This is a genomic window from Cupriavidus sp. GW822-FHT06G04, from assembly GCF_058799075.1.
This window is the reverse complement of sequence record NZ_JBXALD010000003.1, coordinates 368,197-388,890: the sequence shown is the minus strand read 5'-3', so window position 1 is coordinate 388,890 and position 20,694 is coordinate 368,197. Positions and strand designations below refer to the sequence as shown.

The 20,694-nt window shown below is 58.4% G+C and carries 16 protein-coding genes and 2 pseudogenes; 9 read left to right on the top strand and 9 right to left on the bottom strand.

Annotation, left to right across the window (positions count from 1 at the left end):
• The first annotated feature begins 341 nt into the window (after positions 1 to 341).
• From AC1RKI_RS09035 to AC1RKI_RS09020, 4 genes are read left to right on the top strand one after another with little or no spacing between them, the layout of a single operon-like run.
• Positions 342 to 872 (top strand): HAD domain-containing protein, encoded by a 531-nt coding sequence (locus AC1RKI_RS09035; RefSeq protein ID WP_043355300.1) that lies wholly within the window; start codon positions 342 to 344, stop codon positions 870 to 872.
• A 5-nt stretch (positions 873 to 877) separates the two neighbouring features.
• The gene (locus tag AC1RKI_RS09030) at positions 878 to 1,201 is read left to right on the top strand and encodes a hypothetical protein (RefSeq protein ID WP_066735635.1); all 324 of its coding nucleotides are present in this window, start codon (positions 878 to 880) and stop codon (positions 1,199 to 1,201) included.
• A 29-nt stretch (positions 1,202 to 1,230) separates the two neighbouring features.
• The gene (locus AC1RKI_RS09025; protein ID WP_043355296.1) at positions 1,231 to 1,866 is read left to right on the top strand and encodes a hypothetical protein; all 636 of its coding nucleotides are present in this window, start codon (positions 1,231 to 1,233) and stop codon (positions 1,864 to 1,866) included.
• A 47-nt stretch (positions 1,867 to 1,913) separates the two neighbouring features.
• On the top strand, positions 1,914 to 2,645 hold the full coding sequence (locus tag AC1RKI_RS09020) for a hypothetical protein (protein WP_066735637.1): 732 nt from the start codon (positions 1,914 to 1,916) through the stop codon (positions 2,643 to 2,645).
• Between the two features lie 258 nt (positions 2,646 to 2,903).
• Here the strand turns inward: AC1RKI_RS09020 and AC1RKI_RS09015 are convergent, their stop codons facing one another.
• From AC1RKI_RS09015 to AC1RKI_RS09005, 3 genes are all read right to left on the bottom strand, one after another.
• Entirely contained in the window at positions 2,904 to 3,542 is a 639-nt protein-coding gene (locus AC1RKI_RS09015; protein WP_043355292.1) for an NAD(P)-dependent oxidoreductase, read from the bottom strand.
• Positions 3,543 to 3,640: 98 nt separating this feature from the next.
• A complete protein-coding gene (locus AC1RKI_RS09010) occupies positions 3,641 to 4,384 on the bottom strand; it encodes an SDR family NAD(P)-dependent oxidoreductase (protein WP_224039300.1) in 744 nt (247 codons plus the stop codon).
• Positions 4,385 to 4,396: 12 nt separating this feature from the next.
• A complete protein-coding gene (locus AC1RKI_RS09005; protein WP_043355290.1) occupies positions 4,397 to 4,801 on the bottom strand; it encodes a DoxX family protein in 405 nt (134 codons plus the stop codon).
• 93 nt (positions 4,802 to 4,894) lie between these two features.
• Between AC1RKI_RS09005 and AC1RKI_RS09000 the strand changes: the two genes are divergently transcribed.
• A complete protein-coding gene (locus tag AC1RKI_RS09000) occupies positions 4,895 to 5,275 on the top strand; it encodes a winged helix-turn-helix transcriptional regulator (protein ID WP_043355288.1) in 381 nt (126 codons plus the stop codon).
• 261 nt (positions 5,276 to 5,536) lie between these two features.
• Here the strand turns inward: AC1RKI_RS09000 and AC1RKI_RS08995 are convergent, their stop codons facing one another.
• The 4 genes and pseudogenes from AC1RKI_RS08995 to aspA all read right to left on the bottom strand — a co-directional run bounded on the left by AC1RKI_RS08995 (position 5,537) and on the right by aspA (position 10,733).
• Entirely contained in the window at positions 5,537 to 6,376 is an 840-nt protein-coding gene (locus AC1RKI_RS08995; RefSeq protein WP_052495066.1) for a D-alanyl-D-alanine carboxypeptidase family protein, read from the bottom strand.
• A 63-nt stretch (positions 6,377 to 6,439) separates the two neighbouring features.
• On the bottom strand, positions 6,440 to 7,879 hold the full coding sequence (gene cuyB / locus AC1RKI_RS08990) for a cysteate racemase (RefSeq protein WP_224039301.1): 1,440 nt from the start codon (positions 7,877 to 7,879) through the stop codon (positions 6,440 to 6,442).
• 52 nt (positions 7,880 to 7,931) lie between these two features.
• Entirely contained in the window at positions 7,932 to 9,245 is a 1,314-nt protein-coding gene (locus tag AC1RKI_RS08985) for a dicarboxylate/amino acid:cation symporter (RefSeq protein WP_224039302.1), read from the bottom strand.
• Between the two features lie 52 nt (positions 9,246 to 9,297).
• A pseudogene (aspA, locus tag AC1RKI_RS08980) lies at positions 9,298 to 10,733 on the bottom strand (aspartate ammonia-lyase).
• Between the two features lie 255 nt (positions 10,734 to 10,988).
• Here aspA and AC1RKI_RS08975 point away from each other — a divergent pair.
• The 3 genes and pseudogenes from AC1RKI_RS08975 (at position 10,989) to AC1RKI_RS08965 (ending at position 19,517) form a co-directional block, all read left to right on the top strand.
• Positions 10,989 to 11,924: a LysR substrate-binding domain-containing protein gene (locus AC1RKI_RS08975; protein WP_052495059.1), complete on the top strand. Its 936-nt coding sequence runs from the start codon at positions 10,989 to 10,991 to the stop codon at positions 11,922 to 11,924.
• A 116-nt stretch (positions 11,925 to 12,040) separates the two neighbouring features.
• Positions 12,041 to 16,039 (top strand): PIN domain-containing protein, encoded by a 3,999-nt coding sequence (locus tag AC1RKI_RS08970; protein WP_043355224.1) that lies wholly within the window; start codon positions 12,041 to 12,043, stop codon positions 16,037 to 16,039.
• A 2,077-nt stretch (positions 16,040 to 18,116) separates the two neighbouring features.
• Positions 18,117 to 19,517: pseudogene (locus AC1RKI_RS08965) on the top strand (ISNCY family transposase).
• On the opposite strand, the gene AC1RKI_RS08960 reads toward AC1RKI_RS08965, so the two are convergent.
• Positions 19,498 to 19,758 carry a hypothetical protein gene (locus tag AC1RKI_RS08960; protein WP_423782088.1) on the bottom strand — a complete coding sequence of 87 codons (261 nt, stop codon included), beginning with the start codon at positions 19,756 to 19,758 and terminating at the stop codon, positions 19,498 to 19,500. The pseudogene AC1RKI_RS08965 and the gene AC1RKI_RS08960 sit on opposite strands and share 20 nt — an antisense overlap.
• A 261-nt stretch (positions 19,759 to 20,019) precedes the next feature.
• Here AC1RKI_RS08960 and AC1RKI_RS08955 point away from each other — a divergent pair, with 261 nt between their 5' ends.
• Complete coding sequence (locus AC1RKI_RS08955) at positions 20,020 to 20,214, top strand: hypothetical protein (RefSeq protein WP_200898993.1); 195 nt, start codon at positions 20,020 to 20,022, stop codon at positions 20,212 to 20,214.
• Here the strand turns inward: AC1RKI_RS08955 and AC1RKI_RS08950 are convergent.
• Positions 20,204 to 20,341, bottom strand: a complete 138-nt coding sequence (locus AC1RKI_RS08950; RefSeq protein WP_157779462.1) for a hypothetical protein — start codon at positions 20,339 to 20,341, stop codon at positions 20,204 to 20,206. The genes AC1RKI_RS08955 and AC1RKI_RS08950 overlap by 11 nt on opposite strands.
• Positions 20,342 to 20,694: the final 353 nt, after the last annotated feature.

Below are 20,694 nucleotides of genomic sequence, written 5' to 3'. Positions count from 1 at the left end.
ACACGGGACATGCGTCCATATTGCGGACCGTTCCCTTATCTGTCAGTGGTCGTTGAGTCACAATATTTTCCTGCTATATAAGCTCGCCGTTTCCATGAAAGACAAGGCTTTCCGAACATATTCTTGCGTCAAGGTCTTCTCATTCTGTAGTCGTTGAGACACAATGCCGCCTTTGCAGCGGCCCTTAACCAAGGGCTTCGCGCGGCGTCACACTGCTGCGCACACCGATCGCCGCCCCGCGCGCATAGCACCGAGAGGGCCTGCCGCCGAACGGCGGATCTGGGGCGGCAGGCACGAGCGGCTACGCATTGCCCTGCGTCAGCGCAACGACACGATGCACGATGATTTTGTTTCTGGACTACGACGGTGTTCTGCACCCCGATGCGGCCTATCTGGTCAATGGCCGGCCTCAATTGCGTGCGGCAGGCTCGCTGTTCATGTGGGCGCCGATTCTCGTGGAAGCTCTCGCCCCCTATCCCCAGGTCCAGATTGTTCTCTCCACGTCGTGGGTGCGCGTGCTCAAGAGCTTCAGCCGAACCCAAGCCTATCTGCCCGCTGCGTTGCAGGCGCGCGTGATCGGCGCTACTTGGCATTCGGCCATGGCGCGACACCATGAGGGTGCGCACCGCATCGACGCGAGCTGGTTCAGCGAACTCACGCGGTATGCCCAGATCGCGCGATACGTTGCGCGATCTGGGCTGCGGGCCGAACATTGGCTGGCCATCGACGACGACAGCGAGGGCTGGCCCGTCGCGCTGCGCGACCACTTGGTCGAGACGGATGGGGCGCTGGGGCTTGCGAGCGCGTCGACACGGTGCGACCTGACCCAGCGACTGCAGGGGATGGCCGCAAGCACGCTCAGCGGGAAGTGAACACCATGCTACGCGTGACCGTGGAACTCATTCCAGACGGACAGGAAGACTGCCGCCGAACACTTGGGCAGCTTGAGATCGAGAACATCGCGGGCGATTCGCTGGTGACCGGTGCCTACCGAATCGTCATGGACGAGTTCGATGCGCGGGGCCCGGGGCCGCGCACAACGTTCCGGACCATCGCATCGCTAGACAATGTGGAACGGGACCTCGTTCGCCCAATGCAATTGGTCGGCATGGCGCTTAGCGTCGTGGCACCGGTTAAGCGCACGATGCATCGTTCGGAGGACGTGCCGCAGGGCACCGTGCTATCGCGCGAGTCGATCTAAGACGGTTTCGAGTTGCTGGGAGGGGTACCATGGCTGAAAAATTTGTATTCCGAGACCTGGCGTTTCGCGCGGGTGCACACCTATGGTCCAACCCCAAACTGCGCGGCACCCCGGCGGAAATCCCTATCATCCTCGCGCGTCCGACCCTGTTTGATGTGGTCCAACTCGCCCAACGCTACCCGCTGGAAACGTTGTACCGGGCGAATCGCCGGCTCCGGGCGACCCGGGAGATTTCCGAGCGCCAGTTTCTTCGCACGCAGGAGATTCTGCGCAACATCCAACGCGCAAAGAATGATGGTGCGCTCAGTTGCGAAGATTGCGTGACGGCGGTGACCGTAGGTTACGAAGATCCTCCGAGGGAGGAACGAACGTCGACACCAGCGCAACGACACTGCGCATTGGCGAATTGGTTGCCGGGCGGACTGCAAACCATCAAATCTGAACCCGAAGAATACATCCGCCTTGACGACGTGCCGTCGGAGTTCACGGTGCCTCTCCGTCGATGGCTACGGTGGCAACTCGATTGCGCGCCGGGCCAGTCGTCGGGGTGGCTGATCGATACGCCTGACGGCCAGGGTCTCTCACACGGCGGATGGTGCGCTTTCCTGTCCTGGCTAACCGACGCCTTGCTTTGTCGATTAGATCAAATCGAAGTTGGTATGTGACGAGCATCGCTCCGCCGCCGCTTCGACAACTTTCATGTAGCCGTCCGATGCAAAACTCTCTCGTTGTTCTTTCCCTTCCGGGCGCGTGGGTCTCCCGTGCCGAATTTCTATCCGCGCTAAGTTCTCAAGCGCCAAAGTATCGTCTTGTTGACGGCATGCTCACGGATTTGCACACGGGGGAGAGCGTCCTCATCGAGTTTCGGAAAGGACGTCGTAGGAATACCGTGCTGGATTTTTGGTGTTTTGGTCTGCACTGGCACGACACCAGCGAGATGCGTGCAGTGAGGCAGCACGCGTCGTGCGTCATTATCAAGGGCGCGGGGGGCAGTTTGCATCGGATGATGCATCTGATGGCTGCGGCAAGCGCTGTGGTTCAAGCTGGGGCGCTGGGTGTGCTCGTCGAGCACGTCGGCATTGCCCATACGCCGCAAAAATGGCTGGACTTCGCGAGCGAGGGCGTCGATGGGATTCTTCGGGCGTTTGTCGTGACGGTCGATGGGGCCGGCAGCGGTGCCTATAGTTGCGGTATGCATAATTTTGGGATGAAGGAAGTCAGTGCCCCGGCCGAAATCCCAAACTGTGCGAATGTTGTCGGAATCATTACCCGGCATTTGTTGGTGAAGGGCGCGAGCATTGCCCGCGGACAAACTATCGCCATCGGCGGGAAGGCAGACCGGTATCAATTTTGGGATGTGCGATCTGCGGTGGCTCCCGATGGGGCCGTATTCGACCACCAAATTGGCACGTGGAAGCTGCTGCGTGCCGAGGCCATCCATTAGAGTTCGAGGCAGCGCTGTGGACTGACGAGAACGGCCGTAGGAGGCGCCCTTCACCGACGTCAAATGCCGCCGTCCCGTACGACACTCTTGGTCGCTCATCATTCATGCGCCGAGAGTCCAGTTCGTGACTGAAAGGCGGTGCAACTCCCAACAGTCCCGGAAATCGATGTGTTTTACCGCTTTGTAAGCAGGACGGAAAATCAGCGTTCATGAACACTGGGCCGGGCAGTTAAGCGCTTAGCGGTCTCCTCCCCGAAGTCATTGTCGGGTGCTGATTCCGGGAGCCCGGCGAACGAAATCGTGGTTCGCAATTTGATCAAACATGAATTTGGCCAAGTCTTCACGGGCGACCGTCAGCGAATGCTTGGCGTGACCATACAAGCCGACGTTGAGTTGCTCCGCGGCGTGGCGATTCTTCAATACAGCCGCTCGAACCATTGTCCAATCAAGCGACGAGATACGGATCGCTCTTGCAAGTCCGATCATATCTTCGTAAGCACTTGGCATCGCGAACTTGATGATTGCGGCAGGCAGCCAGATCTTGAGGTCGAAATCATCGCCAGGATCAGCGGCTGTCCCGGTCGAGACCGCGATGAACCGCTTCACCTGCTCGCGTTCCATCGCTGAGATGATTGCCCGGGTCGCCGTAGTGATTGGCATACCTTTCGGGTGTGGCTGCCTGGCAGGGCCCAGCGCCGAAAGCACCGCATCTGATCCACGGATTGCGTCTCGCAACAAGTCAATATCGGTAAACTCGCCTCGGACAATCTGCACATTGGCGTTCTCAAACTTACTGCTGGAACGTGCAAAGACGGTGAGTTCGAAGCCGCGCTGCAGGCCCTCGTTTACAAGGGATGGCCCGGTTTTCCCGGTCGCTCCGAAAAGGGTAACTTTCATCTCTCTCTCAATTGCCGCTTCACAGCCTCAGGTGCTAGTGGCCCGATCAAATTTGATAGCATTGCATACGTGTTCGAACCACGGACAGTTGCTCCGAGCTATCGAGCGCTGTCGATGATCGAGCCGCCGTCGGGGGTAAGGCTGTATCCGGTCAAAAACTGGGCATCCTTACTCGCCAAGAACAGGACGACAGGCGCAATATCGTCTTCCGGCGAACCATAGCGGCCGAGCGGGTTGGTCGGCGGAGGGACGTTGGTTTCCGGACCCCATGTCTCGGCCACCGGCAGTACATTATTCACCGTGATCTTGTCGGGGCCCCACTCACGGGCAGCGGTGCGGGTGAGAGCGCGCACTGCCTCTTTGGCCATGTTGTACGGACCATATCCCACCAAGCCCAGGACACCAGCCATTGAGCCGAAGTTGATGACACGTCCTTCACCGCTCGCCTTGAGGTAGGGGTACGCCGCCTGCATCGTCCGCAGATACGCAATCGGTCCCATCTCGAAATTGCGCTGCAACTGTTCCGTCGACAGATCGGTAATGGAAGAGAACGGCGCGGATGAGTCGAAGGCATTGTTGACGAGGATGTCGATCCCGCCATAGGTAGCGACGACTTTATCCACCGCTGCCTTAATCTCGCCGGCATTGGCGATGTCGCAAAGCGCGCCGATTGCCGTTCCGCCATCAGCGCGAATGTCGGCAACGACCGCATCCACATTGGCCAGGGTGCGCGAAAGAACGGCCACTTTGGCGCCTTCTGCGGCAAACAGTTTTGCGGTGGCGCGGCCGATGCCGCGGCCGGCACCAGTGATGATCGCGACTTTTCCGTTGAGTCGAGCCATGGTTGATCTCCGTTAGTTGAGGGATGTTTGGCGCTCCGCAAATGGAGCGTAGGGGGACGGGGTCTCGCGAGCGATGTTCTGTGTTGCGAACGACGAAACGAGCAGCACAACGCCGACTACCGCAGGCAGCGCACCTCTCAGTTCACGGACGCCAAGGTGAGCCAAACCAGACAGCAGCAGGTGATAAAACATGCCGGCGTAGGCCAGGTCGCTTAGCGGCGCGCTGACGCGCGCCAAAATGGCGGCCACGCCCAGGAGCTTTACCGCAGTGAGAAACGGTACGAGATAGCCGGGATAGCCAAGGTCTGTAAGTGCCTGGACAACCCAAGCCCGTTTGGCTAAATACATCGTCGCGGAAGCGAGATAGAGCAAGGAGAGCAGCGCCGTGCTGATCCAGTACACGTAACTTTGAGTCATGAGGTTTCCTAAAGCTGGGGGATTGCATCGACACGCAACAGAATGTCGTCTAAGCTAAAAGTCAGCAAGTAGGATGAAAAACTGGTGGTTAGTATGGAAAAGAAGACTAATGGCGGCGATGAGATCAACATGCACGAGGAAATGCGCCGGGCATTTGCGCTACTGTCGGGAAAGTGGAAGCTGGAAATCATGTGGCTGCTCAACCAGCGGATCTATCGCTTTGGGGAACTGCGCAAGGCCATACCGGGGATCACTCAGCACATGTTGACGGCACAGCTTCGTGAATTGGAGGCGGATGGCCTAATATCGCGCACGGTGTTTGCTGAGGTGCCGCCGCGCGTCGAGTACGAGATCACGGCAAAGGCGCGCGGCTTGGGGGCCACGATGGAGGCGCTGACAGCGTGGTGGAATGAGTATGGGAGAAGTGTGCCGGCGAAGCCGACGTCGCGCGGGCGCAGGGCAAAGGGGAGTTAGCGCATCCGGCATGAGACTGCGTTTGCCCCGGCACCGGTTCGCATCACGCTCGCCAAGCGCAGGGGTGAGCATCGTCAACCCGCTAGTGAGGGAGAGTCTTAACGTGCCAGGAATTACACAAACTCCCGTCAACGGCGACCTGGAGTTCTCGTGCTTCGCATTGCGCGCCCCCATACGCCGGCACAACATGCAGTCAGAGGGCTATACCGCTGCTTGCCGTTGACCATCCCCAGCGACGAGCGGCTCAGAGCCGCAGCGGGCTCAATGAAAGCCGTAATCGATCAGTTGCCTGCCCGCGACGAAGCGCCCATCGTTGGAGGGTGCGCCGAGAACCACAGCGAAAACACGTCGCATCGCTTTGCCCTTGGCCACCGAGCGCTTTGCCGTGACCGCCAGGCAATAGCCTGCCTTGGCAGTATGGCCCGTCTTCAGGCCATCGATAGTTGGATCGTCCAGCAGCCGATTCTTGTTGTGTCTGGTGAAGCTGCCATAGCTGAAATCCCGCTGAGCGGAGAAGGCCAGGTAGACCGGAAAATCCTCCGTCAAGCGCACCGACAGGTGGGCAATGTCTCGGGCAGTCGAGTAGTGGTTTGGCGTGGTAATGCCGGAAGGGGTGGCGAAGTGACTGGCACTCAGCCCTAGACGATTGGCGTAATCGTTCATTTTCCCTAGAAATGCGTCCTCCGACCCGGCGACCGTACGGGCCAGGACCATTGCCGCATCGTTTGCTGAGACAACAATGAGACCCGTCAGTAGGTCCTGAATGCTGATGATCTGGCCGGCCTGGAGGCGCATGGTTGCCTCGTCGCCGCCCACATGAGCAAGGTCGCTGGCCTCCACACGCACCAACTGTTCCCACTTGATCGTGCTCGCCTTCAGGGCGTCAAGCACGACGTAGGCTGTCATCATTTTAGTTAGCGACGCGGGCTGTAGACGCTCGTCAGCATTCTTCTCGAGCATGACGCGATGCGAGCCGCTGTCGAGCAAAATGTAAGAGCGTGCTGCAATCTGTGGAGCCTGCGCGGCCGTTGCGGGGAGGGGGAGGGCGCCGAAAGCAAATGCCGAGGCGGCAAGAAAACGAGTGAAGCGCAAAAAAGGCATCAATGAACTGTCGTGCGTGGGCCGAGGCGTGAGGCCGCCTCGAGGAGAGCATTGTGTAGGTGACTACGCCTGGGCGGAGGACGCTAGCTGGACGCACCGTTTTGCAAGGACATCAGTTGGGTCCACTAGTGCGACGCTCGCGCTTCCGACCGGGAAGCTGTCGGTCTGCGAGAAAACGAGCGGGAGTTCGGTGCAGCCGAGGATCTGGACTTGCGCACCCTTATTTTGGAGGTGCTCGATGGCTGCCCGAAGCGACGCTGCACAGTGCCCCTGCGTGTAGCCAGCCTTCACGCCTGTCGGGCCATAGATTGCCTCCATCACCATCGCCTGGAAGTCGGGCGGCGGTGTGATCAGTTCTAGCTGCCCTGCGGCAGCATCGTGATATACCCGACTCTCCACCGTGCCCGACGTCGCAAGAAGTCCAACTTTCGTTCCCTTTCCATACTTGCCGACGATGTGTCCGATGGTTTCCGTCAGCATGTTGACGATCGGAATCGAGAGATGCGGCTGAATCCGCTCAACATACGCATGGGCGGTATTGCAGGGGATCGCAATGGCGTTTGCCCCCTCAGATTCCAGACGTTTGCAGGTTGCGTAGAGTGCAACTGTCGGGTCCGCTTCGTGGCGCAGCAGATTTGCCGTGCGATCCGGGATTTGCGGATTCTGCTCCACGACCATCTTAATGTGATCCTGGTCCTTGGACGCAACGGTGTTGCTCACGATCTTTCCCATAAAGTCCACCGTTGCAGCCGGGCCCACGCCGCCGACGATGCCGAGCTTGAACGCCGGATTGAATTGTCCGTCCGCCAGCGACGTCGCATAGTCAGCGTAGATCTGGTTCACGTCGACAATGGGGATACCACGACGTTGCAGGGCGGTGGCGACCAGTGACAGTTCGGTCATGCCTGGGACAATCAAGGAGGCCCCGGCGTCAAGCAACTCCAAGCACGATTGATGGACGTGCTCCAAGGAGAGCCCCTCGGTATTGCCGGCTTTGATGCCGTCGGCGCCGTACACCGCCTCCATCAGCACGGCCTGTGTCGTGGTGGTCGGATAGACTATCTCATAGCGTTGTCTGAAGTGTGTATCGAACAATGCGGCAACGCGAACGTAGTCTGATGCCAGGACACCAATACGCCCACCCTCCGGCAATGCGTCGCGCAACGCCTGGCCCAGTGCATCCATCATGTTGACAATGCGAATGGACAACTCCGACTGGAGTTCATCACGGAAGGTGTGAGATGCGAAACAGGGCATAAGCACCGCATCAACCTTCCTGCTCTCGAATGACTGGCAGGTCTTGAACACGTAGAGCTTACGGCTCGTCATGTTTGCGTCGCGGGTGAGCGGCTCCGCGACATCTCGAAAGGGATGCTGCTCGAACAGGAAGTGATATCGGCCCTGGTCGGCCATGACTGCACGGCTTTTCACAAGCTTGAGGAAAAGATCAGCCCCGGCAAGCGTCCCGAGGCCGCCGATCATTCCAAAGGTAAGGTCTTGCATTGCGTCTAGGTGATCCGGTTTCGAGGCTGATTTCGTGCAGAGAGATTCAAGCTTAGTTCATGGATGCGTGGCGGCTGACCTGTGCGGCGATCGCCCCTGCCGGCGCGACATCTGCGTCATCACCGACCGTTCCAGGTGACGTCTCGTTCTCAAGTTTTGCCACGACAGCGGTGGCGACACTGTTGCCAACGACGTTGGTCGCGGTCCGACCCATGTCGAAGAACTGGTCGATGCCAATGATGAGCAGGAGGCCAGCCTCCGGCAGATGAAACATGGGCAGCGTGGCAGCGACCACCACCAGCGATGCCCGTGCAACGCCAGCCATGCCCTTGCTCGTGACCATGAGCACCAGGAGGATGGTCAGTTGCTGGGTCAAGGACAGTTCGATGTTGTACGCCTGGGCAATGAACATGACGGCGAAAGCCTGGTACATCATCGACCCATCGAGGTTGAACGAGTATCCCAGCGGCAGGACGAAGCTCGACACGCGCTTGGAGACGCCAAAGCGTTCCAGGGCCGTGATGGTCTTCGGGTAGGCCGATTCGCTGCTGGCGGTCGAGAATGCGAGCAGAATGGGTTCACGAATCAGCTTCCCGAGTTGCCAGGTCCTACGGCCGAGGAACAGGAAACCCACACCGAACAGCATCGCCCAGAGGATCGCGAGCCCGAGGTAGAACTCGCCGATCAGCTTGCCGTAGCTGGCCAGAACACCGACGCCTTCCACCGTGATGGAAGCCGCCATCGCGGCGAAGACGCCGACCGGCGCGAAGCGCATCACATAGTCCGTAATGCGAAACATGACCTTCGTCAGTTCTTCAATTGCGTTGACGAGGGTGGAATTGCCGCTGCCCTTTACAAACGCCAACGCCGCGCCGAAGAAGAGTGAGAACACGAGAATCTGCAGAATCTCGTTGTTGGCCATGGCTTCGAAGATACTCTTCGGGAACACATGTGTGATAAAGCCCTTCAGGCTGAAGTCTCCAACCCTGAGGTTGGTCGCTGCCGCGCTGGCTTCGGGGATGGTGAGATTCAAATGGGCACCTGGCTGGAACAGGTTGACCAGCAGTATGCCAAGCGCGAGGGAGATCGCCGAGGCGGAAACGAACCAGACCATGGCCTTCAGGCCAATTCGGCCGACGGCGCCACCGTCAGCCATGCTGGCCAGCCCACCAACCAAGGTGGCGAACACCAGGGGGGCAATGATCATCTTGATCATGCGCAGGAAAATGTCGGTCACGATGCCGAAATAGCCGGCGATTTCCTTTGCGGCCTGGGCATCCTTGGCCAGGCTGTGGCACAGCCAGCCAACGGCTATGCCGGCCACCATTGCAACCACGATATGTGTGGTCAGTCGCTTCGTGTTCATTGTGTCCTCCACCTACAGATGGTCTGACCGGGAACTCGTCGATCCCCGGTGCTTATTTATTGAATGCGATCGGCGCGCGGGGCGACGTCAAGACTTCCGGCCGGAGAATCTCGTTCAGTGCTTCCTGCGACAGCAGGCCTCGCTCCAACACGATGTCGGCAACCTTGCGGCCCGTTTCTAGCGCCTCTCGTGCGACCTCGGTCGAATTTGCGTAACCGATGTAGGGGTTCAGCGCGGTCACAAGCACGATGGATCTGTCCAGCATCTCTCGCATATGGTCACGGTTCGCCGTAATGCCGCGTACGCACTTTTCCTCGAGCGTAGCGCAAGCCTGCGTCAAATGGCTGATACTGCGGAACAGCGAATAGGCAATGACCGGCTCAAAGGCGTTGAGCTGCAGTTGCCCGGCTTCAGCGGCCATCGTGATGGTCATATCATTGCCGATAACTTCAAAGGCCACCTGATTCACAACTTCCGGAATCACGGGATTTACCTTGCCAGGCATGATGCTGGAACCTGCCTGCACCGGCGGCAAGTTAATCTCGCCCAGCCCAGAGCGTGGACCACTCGAGAGAAGGCGCAGGTCGTTGCAAACTTTGGAGAGCTTGACGGCTATCCGCTTGAGCACCCCCGAGAGCTGAACGAATGCTCCGCAGTCTTGTGTCGCCTCAATGAGGTAGGGCGCGGTATGCAGCGGGAGTCCGCTTACGGTGCACAGGTGCTTGCGCACGAGCACTGCGTAGTCCGGATGGGCGTTGATGCCGGTGCCGATCGCTGTCGCGCCGAGATTCATTTCGCTGATGAGTGGCAGTGCTTCGCCCAATCGCTGGCGGTCTTCATTCAGCATGACGGCGTACGTACCAAACTCCTGTCCCAGCGTCATGGGCACGGCGTCTTGGAGTTGCGTGCGACCCACCTTCAGCATGTCGCGGAACTCTGCGGACTTGCGTTCGAAGGACGACTCAAGCAGCGCCATCTGGTCCAGCAATCGCAGCACGCTCCGACAGGTGGCAATCTTAAGCGCGGTTGGGTACACGTCGTTGGTCGATTGACTCATGTTGACGTGTTCATTCGGATGCAGCGCGTCGTATTCACCGCGCTGGCGTCCGAGAATTTCCAGCGCCTTGTTGCACACGACCTCATTGGCATTCATGTTGTGGTCGACGTGCCCGCGCCGCCCTGAATCAGATCGACGGCAAACTGGTCGGCGTGCTGGCCCGCGCGAATGGCCTTGCAGGCCTCGACAATGGCGTTGGCGCGCTGCTCATCAAGCAGTTCCAACTCGCGGTTTGCAAGCGCCGCGGCCTCCTTGATATCGACCAGGGCCACAATCAGCTCTGGGTACTTCGAGATTGGGTCGCCAGTGATCGGGAAGTTCTCCAGTGCCCTCAGCGTATGAATGCCGTAGTACGCGTCTGCCGGCACCTCGCGGTAGCCAAGCAAGTCATGCTCGCGCCGCGTTCCCTTGAAATCTTGTTGAATAGCCATCGCATTCCTCATCAGTGCGCCTTGTTTGCCAACCGGATTCTAGGAGCGCAATGGAATCCACTTTATGAGGATGTAAATTGAAACTATTCCATACCAGAATAGTTTTGCTTGGAGCGCCACATAGCGCACTTTATGCTGTACTTTGATGATCAGGATTCGCTTATTTCTTGCGTTTTCGGTCCATACATGGGGTTTACGTGGGCGTTCGGCTGCCCACTTGGGTACGTGTGACCCTCAGCGGCAAAGAGGTGCCAAATGCAACTGAAGTGGATCGAAGATCTTTTGGCGATCGAACAGACGCACAGCTTCTCCCGGGCCTCAGAGCTCCGATTTGTTACGCAATCAGCACTTTCTCGACGCGTAAAGTCGCTGGAAGATTGGGTTGGCGTCGAATTGGTAGACCGAGGCACCTACCCGGTCGAATTGACGCCTGCTGGCCGCAGGTTCTGCGAGCAAAGCAAAGAATCCGTCGGTGCCATTACGGAACTGCGTTCGGAACTGCGCCAGGAGGCAAAGATGCCAGGCCGTTCCATCCAGATCGCCGCCGGCCATACGCTCTCGTTGACGTTCTTGCCAAGGTGGTTGAAGCAGTTCCACCAACAAACCGGTGATTTCAATGCGCGAGTCGTCGCAGCGAACGTTCACGATGCCGTCGTCGCATTGGCTGAAGGCAGTTGCGACTTGATGATCGGCTATCACCATCCACTCGTGCCGATCCTGCTCGACCGCGACAAGTTCGCCGGCATCACGTTAGGCCATGAGGATTTCATCCCTGTATCTGCGCCAGACGACCGCGGCAAACCGATCTTTTCGCTGCCGGGCACGACCGACGCTCCGCTCCCGTACCTCGCGTACACGGCCACGACATTCATGGGACGCGTTGTCGATATGATCTTGAACAGCGCCGACGCACCGTACCATCTGCGTAGCTGCTACGAGGCGGACATGGCGATGTTGCTGATGAAGATGGTGGTCGAGCGATACGGCGTTGCGTGGTTACCGGTAAGCGCGGTTGCGGAGGAGATCGCAGCGGGACGCCTCGTCCAGGCGGGCCACGACACCTGGACTGCTCAATTGGAAATCAGGTGCTACCGGGCGATTGCCAACGCCAACCCTACGCTGCAAGACCTGTGGCAGTCATTGGACAATACTTCATCGTGTGAACACGTCGAAGATGATGCTCCAGTCTGAACAAGCGGCGAAGGGAAGGGGAGTCGCTGGGACCTGTTGGCAGAATGCGGGGAAGCAATGACCGCGGAATGGTTGCAAGGGTCATCCGTCGACACAGAACTAGAAAGGCCTACAGAATGCGCGCGTTCGAGATCGAGATCTCAAAGCCAACGAATGCTGACAGCTTCGAAAACATGTGCACGGATGTCTACGGTGTCGTGTTCGACGATCCGACTCCAAAGAGGAACGGCAGATCAGGGCAGAAGCAGGGCGGTGTAGACATTTTCGTTACATCAAGAGCCGGTCGAATTGGCATCCAGTGCAAGCGGTATGTCGATGGCGGGGTGACCACCAAGACAATTGATGATGAGGTTGCCGCGGCCGACGCGGCGGGTTGGAAGATTGTCCGTCTCATAATTGCCACGACAGCTGCAAGCGACACGGCGCTCGTCAAGCACGCACAGGAAGTCAGCGACCTTCGGCAGGCCAATGGCCAATTCTTGGTCGAAGTGGAATCGTGGACCGAGATATGCAACCACATCCAACGATACGACGCATTGCATCCGAAATACTCCCCAAACAGCGCGGGCGGTGCCATTGCGGTGCTACGTGAGCAGGGAGAAAGGACTGGGGCGCAGATCGCTGCCATGCCTGCGACGATGGAAGCAACATTCAAGGCGGCACTATTGCAGATGTTGCCTACAGGTCGGACAGATTCACCGAATGGGCTTGTGACGAGGCAGCTTGACAAGGTGAACGACCTGCTGCGCGGCCTGAAATTTCAGGCTGCGCAGGAGTTGCTTGCCACTCTCGAAACCGAGATCGCGAGCTTCGACAGACATCAGAAGGCGCGCTGGACTCTTCAGAATGGCATTGCACACTGGCAACAGAATCGTGAGGAGGTCGCTGCTGAGTGGTTTCTACGTGCCTATGACCTGTTTTGGGATGACGAGCGCATCGCCGCTAACAAAATCCGAGCGCATATCATCCAGGGAGACCTCAAGCTTGCCAACGCTGAAGGGGCACGCCTGCTAGGCCTATTCCCGCTTTCGCTCCATGTTTGGCTAGCGGCTACCAATGCTCGAATCTGCGAGAACGAGGACTTGACGGAAGCCGAATTGCCGGCGCGCTTCAGAGAAGAAGCAGATGCGCTGCAAATGATGGCCTACGCCTTTTATCGGCAACAGAGCGACTTGGCGGTAACCTACGCACGGCGAGCTTTACGCGCAAAGGATGCAGGCCTTTTCACCCGCAAAGGGGCCGCAGGCATCATCGTTAGCGTCGCAGGAAAGGACGGGATTTCCGCGGACTTCGACGCCTACGCCGAAGATTTGCGTGAGGGTCTCGATGAGGTAATCGCCGCGTTCGAGCCTGCGGCAACAGAACTATGGCGGATCGAAAATAGCCAGCACAGGGCCGAAGCTGCCTCGCACGTGGCGCTTGCCCACATGCTAACCGGCAAGCCTGGCGTGGCGCTCGCCATATGCGAGCGAATCGAAACGGAAATTCCTGAGTATGCCGATAACGTGGCCGCCCTACACATCGGATCCTTGCTCTTCCTCCGCCGGCACGAGGATCTTGTTAAATTTTCCATAGCCCACCTCAATGCGCTGGACGAAGACGGATTGCTCCTTGCGGCCGAAACGGCCGCAAACCGAGGCGAGTCCGAGGCATTTGCTCGCATCACTCACGCATTGCGCGAGCATGCGCCGGACGAGAAACCGGTTGTCAAGCTGCTTGAAATGGTGTGCGCGTGCAACTCCGGCCAATCCGAAAAGGTGGTCAAGGAAGTCAGTGAGACGCCCGCTGATGGCCTTGATCTGATTACACTCAGCGCCTTTGCGGGGCTGATGCTCAATGCCGGCCGTGACAGCGAAGCGCTCCGGTTTGTCGAGGTCATAAAGAAGCGAGTCTCCACCCATTCGAGTTCGCGCGAGCGTCTGATCGTCGCGGATATTTTGATTCGCGCCGATCAGTTCTCCGACGCCGTCGGCCTCTTGGAGTCGGTGGACCCCAGCGGCCGCAGCCTACCAATTCAGACGCGACGACTGCGTGCCCTATTGTTTGGTGGGTACCGGCGAAAGTCAAAAGACCTCCTGGAAAAAGTGCCACCCGAATGGCTTTCAGATGACGCCTTCCGCCGCCTAGCGATGGGCGTCGCACAAGAAGCCAATGACTGGAGCCAGCTCGAACTGCTTGCGAGACTGCATCGCGAGGCCCATCCAGAGCGGGCGGAAGCATGGGTCTTTTGGTACCAAGTTGTTCTTCATACCAGACCACCCGCACAAATCCGAAACGCCTTCAGCGAGGCGCCCGAGCGTCTTACGGGGACCCTGAAGCAGATCGCGCACTTGGCGGCGGCAGAGTTGCAGTATGGCAAGCCAGAGGTCGGGTACGCGCGGCTTTATCGCATGTTCCGCTCGAACATGGACGACGTCAGTGCCGCCTCCTCCTATCTAATGGGAGTTTTGATCGGTCACCGAGCCAGACACGGTAGAACACACTTTCCGGAGGTGAGGCCTGGCTCCATGGTGACGCTTGAGGGCGCGGACAGGAGCATCGTAAAAATCGTGATCGATCCTGCAGGCATGACGGATCTGCCGAAATCTGCGAGATTCCTTGCTGCGGACAGCCCGCTGGCGAAAACGATGCTAGGACTGGCATGCGGCGACACCGTTGACATCGAGGGAACGTTCGATGTTCGCAATTTCACGATTCGTGAGATCAGTGATGCTCATCAAGGACTGGGCGAGTACGCGCACGAACTCTTGTCGAAATCGCTAGAACCCGCGCCTGGTCTGCAGCTCTTCAGCCTGACCGAGAAAGAGGATGGGAACCTGGATGTCTCGCCCATCCATGACCGACTCAAGGCGCAAACGCAACGTAGCAAATCGGTAATGGAGCAATACGCCGAGAGCAAGCTTCCGCTTGGCTTGTGTGCGCAAATGCTCGGCGCCGACGGCATGCAAATGGTCTTCAGTTGGGACCAGCGCAACCCTCCGCTCGCAAGTGGTGTCACCACAGCGCCAGAGCTTGAGGCCGCAAGTGCATTGTTGCTCGACCAATCGTTCCCCGTTGTGATGGACGCGCTCACGCTGGCTGAACTTGTCCGCTTTGGACAGGGTGATCTTCTCTCAGTGTTGCCACGGGTGTATGTTTGCCGGGGGACCTACGATCGATTCAAACAAGCGGAAGTCGAGGCGTTGGATTCTCGCGCAGAGGGACATGCGGCCGATATAGATGGGCAGTTCGCATTCTTGCCTATCACGGAAGAGGCTCGCAAGTGGAAGGCAAGCCAATATACCGAAGCATTGAGGCTAATGGACGAACACTGCGAAGTTTGCCCGGTGTATGGGCCGGAGCAAATGCCTCACGAACTCATCCTTCTAAAGGATCTTCTCGATACAGATACCTATGACGCGCTCGCGTTGTGCCTCGAAAAGGGGGCAGCCTTGTTCTCGGTGGATGAACGCCTTAGGAACTGGGTCTATGGAGTGTTTGGTATCAAGGGTGTGTTCCCCTATCTCGTGGCGATGAAGGGCTTGCAGGACGGCAAGATCTCACGTGGTGATCACGCAGAGTTCGCCCTCAACTCGGCGCTGCACAATCGCACCGTTTTCGCCCTTCATGCAGATGACGTCTTTTGGGGACTCCAGCAGCCGCAGATGGCGGCGCGGACGCTTGAATTTGTTGCCACCCACCTCGCAACCGCGCTCAATCGCCGGTACGCGATCGGCCTAGCGCGCGACCTGATTCAAGGAATGCCAAACGTGTCCATGCAGTACGGCGCAGTTGTAGAGTTCGTGAAATTTATCGCCAATGGCTTGTTTCGCAGAAAGGATAACGTCACAGGAATGCGCGAGGGCTTTGCCCGATGGTTGCGGCAAGTAGCGGACATGTTGTTTGCTTATACCTCGCCGTATCCCGCTACACGAGAGATTCCCAGGGAAGACAAGGCTGAATTTCTCAACGTGCTGGAGCATGGCTTAGAAACGGGAATTGCATTGGCCGGGGAGGGCGGCGCGATAGAGCCGCCCGCGATCGGAGCGCTCTATTGCAGAACCGGCTTCGTCGTTCATCAGCCAAATGCGAAAGCGCTCACAAACGTCACGGTGTCACCGGCAACGGCAAGCTAATAGGACGGCGACGGGTCAACGCGTAGGGCAGGGCAGGCCAGCTTTCGTCGCATCACCTATACGTTGCGCATGAATGACGCACGTGCATTTGGCAATCCGCTGATATCGTGGCAGCAATGCGTGGCTAGTAGTCAATCATAAGCGTTCTGCTCGCGTCCACCGACGCTTTGCCGTGACCGCCAGGCAATTGGCTGCCTTGGCAGTGCGGCCCATCTTCAGGCTATCGGCGGCAGTTGGAATCTGCCCCCGTCTGCGAGATAGATGAAGCCCTGCTTCGCGATGGCATAATGGAAGCAGGCCTAGCCTACGAGGCCACCCCAATGTCTCATTGGTGGCCGCCAAAAGCCCGCGCAAGCGGGCTTTTGTTCGTCTCTATGGCTCAGAATTGCGCTGAAGGCGAACCTGAGCACTCGAGCGTGGCGCGATGTGTGAACGAGAAATAGCAGTTAGAGGATTTTCAGATTCAGCGCTAGTTGGCGGCGGCACAACACTCCACAGGCTCGTATAGCCGGTAACCCAGCCAGTGACAACGATGCCGAGACTATTCGCGTATCCATATGCCGAATGGTGGTGCCCTGGGCGGGTGCAGCGGTGCCGATATGCCGTAAGCTAAGCACTCATCCTTGGGATTGCGTAGACATTTTGCCGAGAATCTACGTTCATTCGACGATACGTGACCCTCAACCAATGGGGAGTTGCCTTCCTAAAACGGGCAGCTTCATCCGGATTTTTGTGTTCGATCCTGTCGGCAACGAGGTTCACGGCGTTTTTTACTATTCCATAGATTGAGTCCCGGCCTAAAGGAACAGCTTGCTCGTCTCCGTGGAGCCGGGATACCAAGGGCGTTGCTGACGGAGGAGGAGGAATGTGGATACCACGTGCCGCCAAGTATCTGTAAATGGCATACTTGGCCGAAGGATTCAGGACAATCTTCCTTGCCTGCTGCCCGCTCGCGTTCCTTAAAGAAAGCGACCACGTTTCATCTCCGGAGCTTGGTGACTTGTAGCAAAACAAATCGGACAGGCGGATACAGGCCAACTCCTCCCCGCGGATGCCAGTGTTTCCCATGAACCGAATTACGAAGAGCATCCGCTCGGCCTCGTCATGCGCTGGATGTCCGACTGGAAACTTCTCGCACTCTAACTCGAGCTCTCGGAGTAATCGAACAAACGACAAAAGGGGCAGGGATCTCGAGGGCTTTGTGGATCCCATGGCACTTTTCTTCCGACGGATTCGTCGCTCGCGGAAGAGGTTATATTGGATGTGCCGGAAATCGACCAGAAACGAAAATAAACTTTCCAAGACGCGAAATGCGAATGAGCAGCTCGCGTCCGACAAAGCTCCCTCGAACGGCCGCCAATCTCCGGCAGTACGACGCCGATTGCGCATTCCGCACCAGGAGTCTGGAGGATCCCGGAGAAATGCATCATAGAAGTCTAGGTCTGACGGGGTGATTTCGGCCAACAGCTTTCGATCGATGAAGAGCGCCCAGCAGTAAAACCTATGGACTTCCTTCTCATAGGCACGCTCCGTAGCATGGGTAGCAAATCCAGACAGCCACTGCAGTACAGTCCCCAGCTCCTGATACGCGCCATCATGTAAAGCGCGATCGACGGGATCGCAAGGATGCCCTGGTTGGCATAGAGTTCGGAGATCCCTCAGGGAAGAAGGAAACGGTGAGATGCTTAGCCCATCTTCTTGAGCGGCCATGTAAACTCCTGCGGCACGTATGCGTTGGACATCATCGCACGGGTCGAAGGCATTCGGCCGATAACAAAACTGTGGGCAGTAAGGGATGCAAATGAAAAAGTATGTTTGTTTTGGCGCGTATGAGCCGAAGAGCATTCGGACACGTATTTACGTCGCGATCAAACATAGTTTTGCGTCTTTCGACTGTTTGGACTGTTCCTGCCGGCTGCTCTGATATTCGTTGAATTTTACATAAGACAAATTATGCACACAGAGTGTGTAGCGGCAAAGTTGTAATGTCCGGTTCTGGCAAAGTTCAAATGTCCGCCTGAGGCGCCCGTCCATGGTATTCAGCCTGCCCGGTTGAATGCAATGGAGACGCCAGAGGATGGCTAGACCCGAGGTCATTACAGTAAGCATGCGTGAGTTAGACAGGCTCAAGACCGTCCAGGCGGTCGTGGATGGTCAGTTGCGGCCCGGCGTGGCCGCCGAACGGTTGGAGATCACGGATCGGCAATTCCGGCGGCTGCTGGAACGGTACCGACAGGAAGGCCCGTCCGGACTGGTGTCCCGCAAGCGCGGCCGGCCCAGCAACAACCGCCTGTCGACGGACCGCGAATCCGTGGCCCTTAGGCTGATCCGGGAACACTACGCCGACTTCGGGCCGACGCTTGCCTGCGAGAAGCTGCGCGAACGCCATGGAACCACGTTGTCCAAGGAGACGATCCGTCGGCTGATGACCGCGGCCGGGCTGTGGGTGCCGCGCAAGCAGCGCCCGCGCAAGGTCTACCAGCCGCGTAACCAGCGTGCCTGCCTGGGCGAGCTGATCCAGATCGACGGCTGCGATCACCGCTGGTTCGAGGACCGCGCGCCGGCCTGCACCCTGCTGGTGTATGTCGATGACGCGACGAGCCGGATCATGGAGCTGCGCTTCACACATTCAGAGTCTACGTTCACGTACTTCGCCGCAACGCGCGCCTAGCTGGAGCGCCATGGCAAGCCCGTGTCGTTCTACAGTGACAAGGCCAGCGTCTTCCGCGTCAACAAGCCGAGTGCGACCGGCGGCGATGGTCACACCCAGTTTGCCCGGGTCCTGTTCGAGCTGAACGTCGAGGGCATTTGCGCCAACAGCAGCCAGGCCAAGGGCCGCGTCGAACGGACCCACCTAACTCTGCAGGACCGCCTCGTCAAGGAACTGCGCCTGCGCGATATCAGCACCATGGAGGCCGCCAACGCGTTCATGCCGGAGTTCATCGCGGACTACAACTCGCGCTTTGCCAAGGTGCCGCGCAACAGCCATAACGCTCATCGTCCGCTGCAATCCGATGAGAACCTGGACCTGATCTTCACCGTGCGTGAGCCACGTTGCGTGTCCAAGAGCCTGACGATTCAGTACGACAAGATGCTCTACCTGCTGGCCGATACTCCGGAACATCGCAAGCTGGCTGGGCGCTATATCGATGTCTACCACTACCCGGATGGCACGATTGAGCCGCGGGCCAATGGCGCTGCCCTGCCCTACACGACCCATGACCGTCTCTCGGAAGTCGACCAGGGCTCAATCGTGGACAACAAGCGCCTCGGGCACGTGCTGCAATTGGCGCAATACGTTCAGGAGAAGCGCGACAATCGACGATCGCAATCTGTGCCACGACCCGACGGGACACCACGTAGGCGTGGCCGACCTCCCGGCACCAAAGCGCAGCGGTCGCTGGACCAGAACGACATGCTGGAAGCATTGCAACGACTTCAGCAGCAGCCGTGGCCGCTTAACGGGACTGAGAATTGACTTTCAGCCGCCGCTGGAACTTACATGCAGCGACTCCAACGCCATGCCGATTATTTGATGTATGAGGAGAAATTCTTGATGTAGTCATCAAGATTCTCCTCGAGCATAAGACGGTATTGCTCGCAAAAGTACCCTGAGGGTTTCTTCCTTTGCCATAGCCATCTCTTCCCCCCGAGGCAAAACCGCAGGCGCTGACCCACGCATTGAAACGAGCCGCCCCATACATCATGGATGCGCTCACCGTTCCCTAACTACCCACATTTCCGAGCTGCTCATTTGAGAGATGAATGTGTGCATTCGCTCTGTCGTAAAACGCTCTCGGGCGAGCCCCCGCGCCCGGCCAAGGTTCCCTTGAACGTCAGGCGCCAGCGGCGGATCAACCGGCTCGACCTGGAGCGCGCTATCGGGGACGCGGCGCGCCCCACCCTGCTCCCAGCTCAAGCGTCGCCGGCCAGCGCCACTGCCTTACCGCCCCCCCAAAAAAGCCAACGGTGGCGGATAGATGGCCGGACGGGACTTCTGTCACGGCGGCGCGGACAGCCTGGGCCATCGGCAGCTTCCCCGCATGCTAGAGGCGCAGGCACGGGCCCTGATCCATGCCCACTACGCCGATTGCGGCCCCACTCTGGCCTGCGAGAAGCTGCGCGAGCGACACGGCATCGATCTGGCCAAGAAAAACGGCGCGCCTAGCCAGTGAGAGGACATTCTGGTTTAGCCGGAACATCAGGTTTGTAGAGGGTGATGTGGTCGCGAATCTCGCGCGACGTGACCCCGGCGGGCGAGGATTCGACGGAGTGGCGGATAGCACCGGCCATGATCGTCATGGGAATTCCTAGTTCGTTCTGGGTTGTCAGAAGGCGTCCAAAATGTGAGAGCCCCGGTGCCACACCAATGAGCACGGGGCTAGGCCGCAACTGCTCCCCACCGGAACCTGTAGCGTCGTTCTTCTCTGCCAGCAGCATGTACGCAACGACGCGCTGCGTCGACTCAACCTCACGGCGCAGTCCGGTGAAACGTTCTTCTGCACGGCGCGGCCTTCATCATCACCGCGTTGCGAAATTACGGACAGTCGGACTGGCCGTTTTCCCCACGCGATCCACTCGCCCCCCTGTTCAGCACTAGCCGTCGCAGCACCTACCATGCATTCGCATCTCGAAAAAGCGAAGGGCTCCGATTT

Coding starts and splice junctions, on each gene's coding strand:
- AC1RKI_RS09005 (WP_043355290.1), bottom strand. CDS start 4,801: ATGACTCAAAGTTACGTGTACTGGATCAGCACGGCGCTGCTCTCCTTG.
- AC1RKI_RS08975 (WP_052495059.1), top strand. CDS start 10,989: ATGCAACTGAAGTGGATCGAAGATCTTTTGGCGATCGAACAGACGCAC.
- AC1RKI_RS08985 (WP_224039302.1), bottom strand. CDS start 9,245: ATGAACACGAAGCGACTGACCACACATATCGTGGTTGCAATGGTGGCC.
- AC1RKI_RS09015 (WP_043355292.1), bottom strand. CDS start 3,542: ATGAAAGTTACCCTTTTCGGAGCGACCGGGAAAACCGGGCCATCCCTT.
- AC1RKI_RS09030 (WP_066735635.1), top strand. CDS start 878: ATGCTACGCGTGACCGTGGAACTCATTCCAGACGGACAGGAAGACTGC.
- AC1RKI_RS08955 (WP_200898993.1), top strand. CDS start 20,020: ATGGCCGGACGGGACTTCTGTCACGGCGGCGCGGACAGCCTGGGCCAT.
- AC1RKI_RS09020 (WP_066735637.1), top strand. CDS start 1,914: ATGCAAAACTCTCTCGTTGTTCTTTCCCTTCCGGGCGCGTGGGTCTCC.
- AC1RKI_RS09035 (WP_043355300.1), top strand. CDS start 342: ATGATTTTGTTTCTGGACTACGACGGTGTTCTGCACCCCGATGCGGCC.
- AC1RKI_RS09025 (WP_043355296.1), top strand. CDS start 1,231: ATGGCTGAAAAATTTGTATTCCGAGACCTGGCGTTTCGCGCGGGTGCA.
- AC1RKI_RS09010 (WP_224039300.1), bottom strand. CDS start 4,384: ATGGCTCGACTCAACGGAAAAGTCGCGATCATCACTGGTGCCGGCCGC.
- cuyB (WP_224039301.1), bottom strand. CDS start 7,879: ATGCAAGACCTTACCTTTGGAATGATCGGCGGCCTCGGGACGCTTGCC.
- AC1RKI_RS08995 (WP_052495066.1), bottom strand. CDS start 6,376: ATGCCTTTTTTGCGCTTCACTCGTTTTCTTGCCGCCTCGGCATTTGCT.
- AC1RKI_RS08950 (WP_157779462.1), bottom strand. CDS start 20,341: ATGACGATCATGGCCGGTGCTATCCGCCACTCCGTCGAATCCTCGCCC.
- AC1RKI_RS09000 (WP_043355288.1), top strand. CDS start 4,895: ATGGAAAAGAAGACTAATGGCGGCGATGAGATCAACATGCACGAGGAA.
- AC1RKI_RS08970 (WP_043355224.1), top strand. CDS start 12,041: ATGCGCGCGTTCGAGATCGAGATCTCAAAGCCAACGAATGCTGACAGC.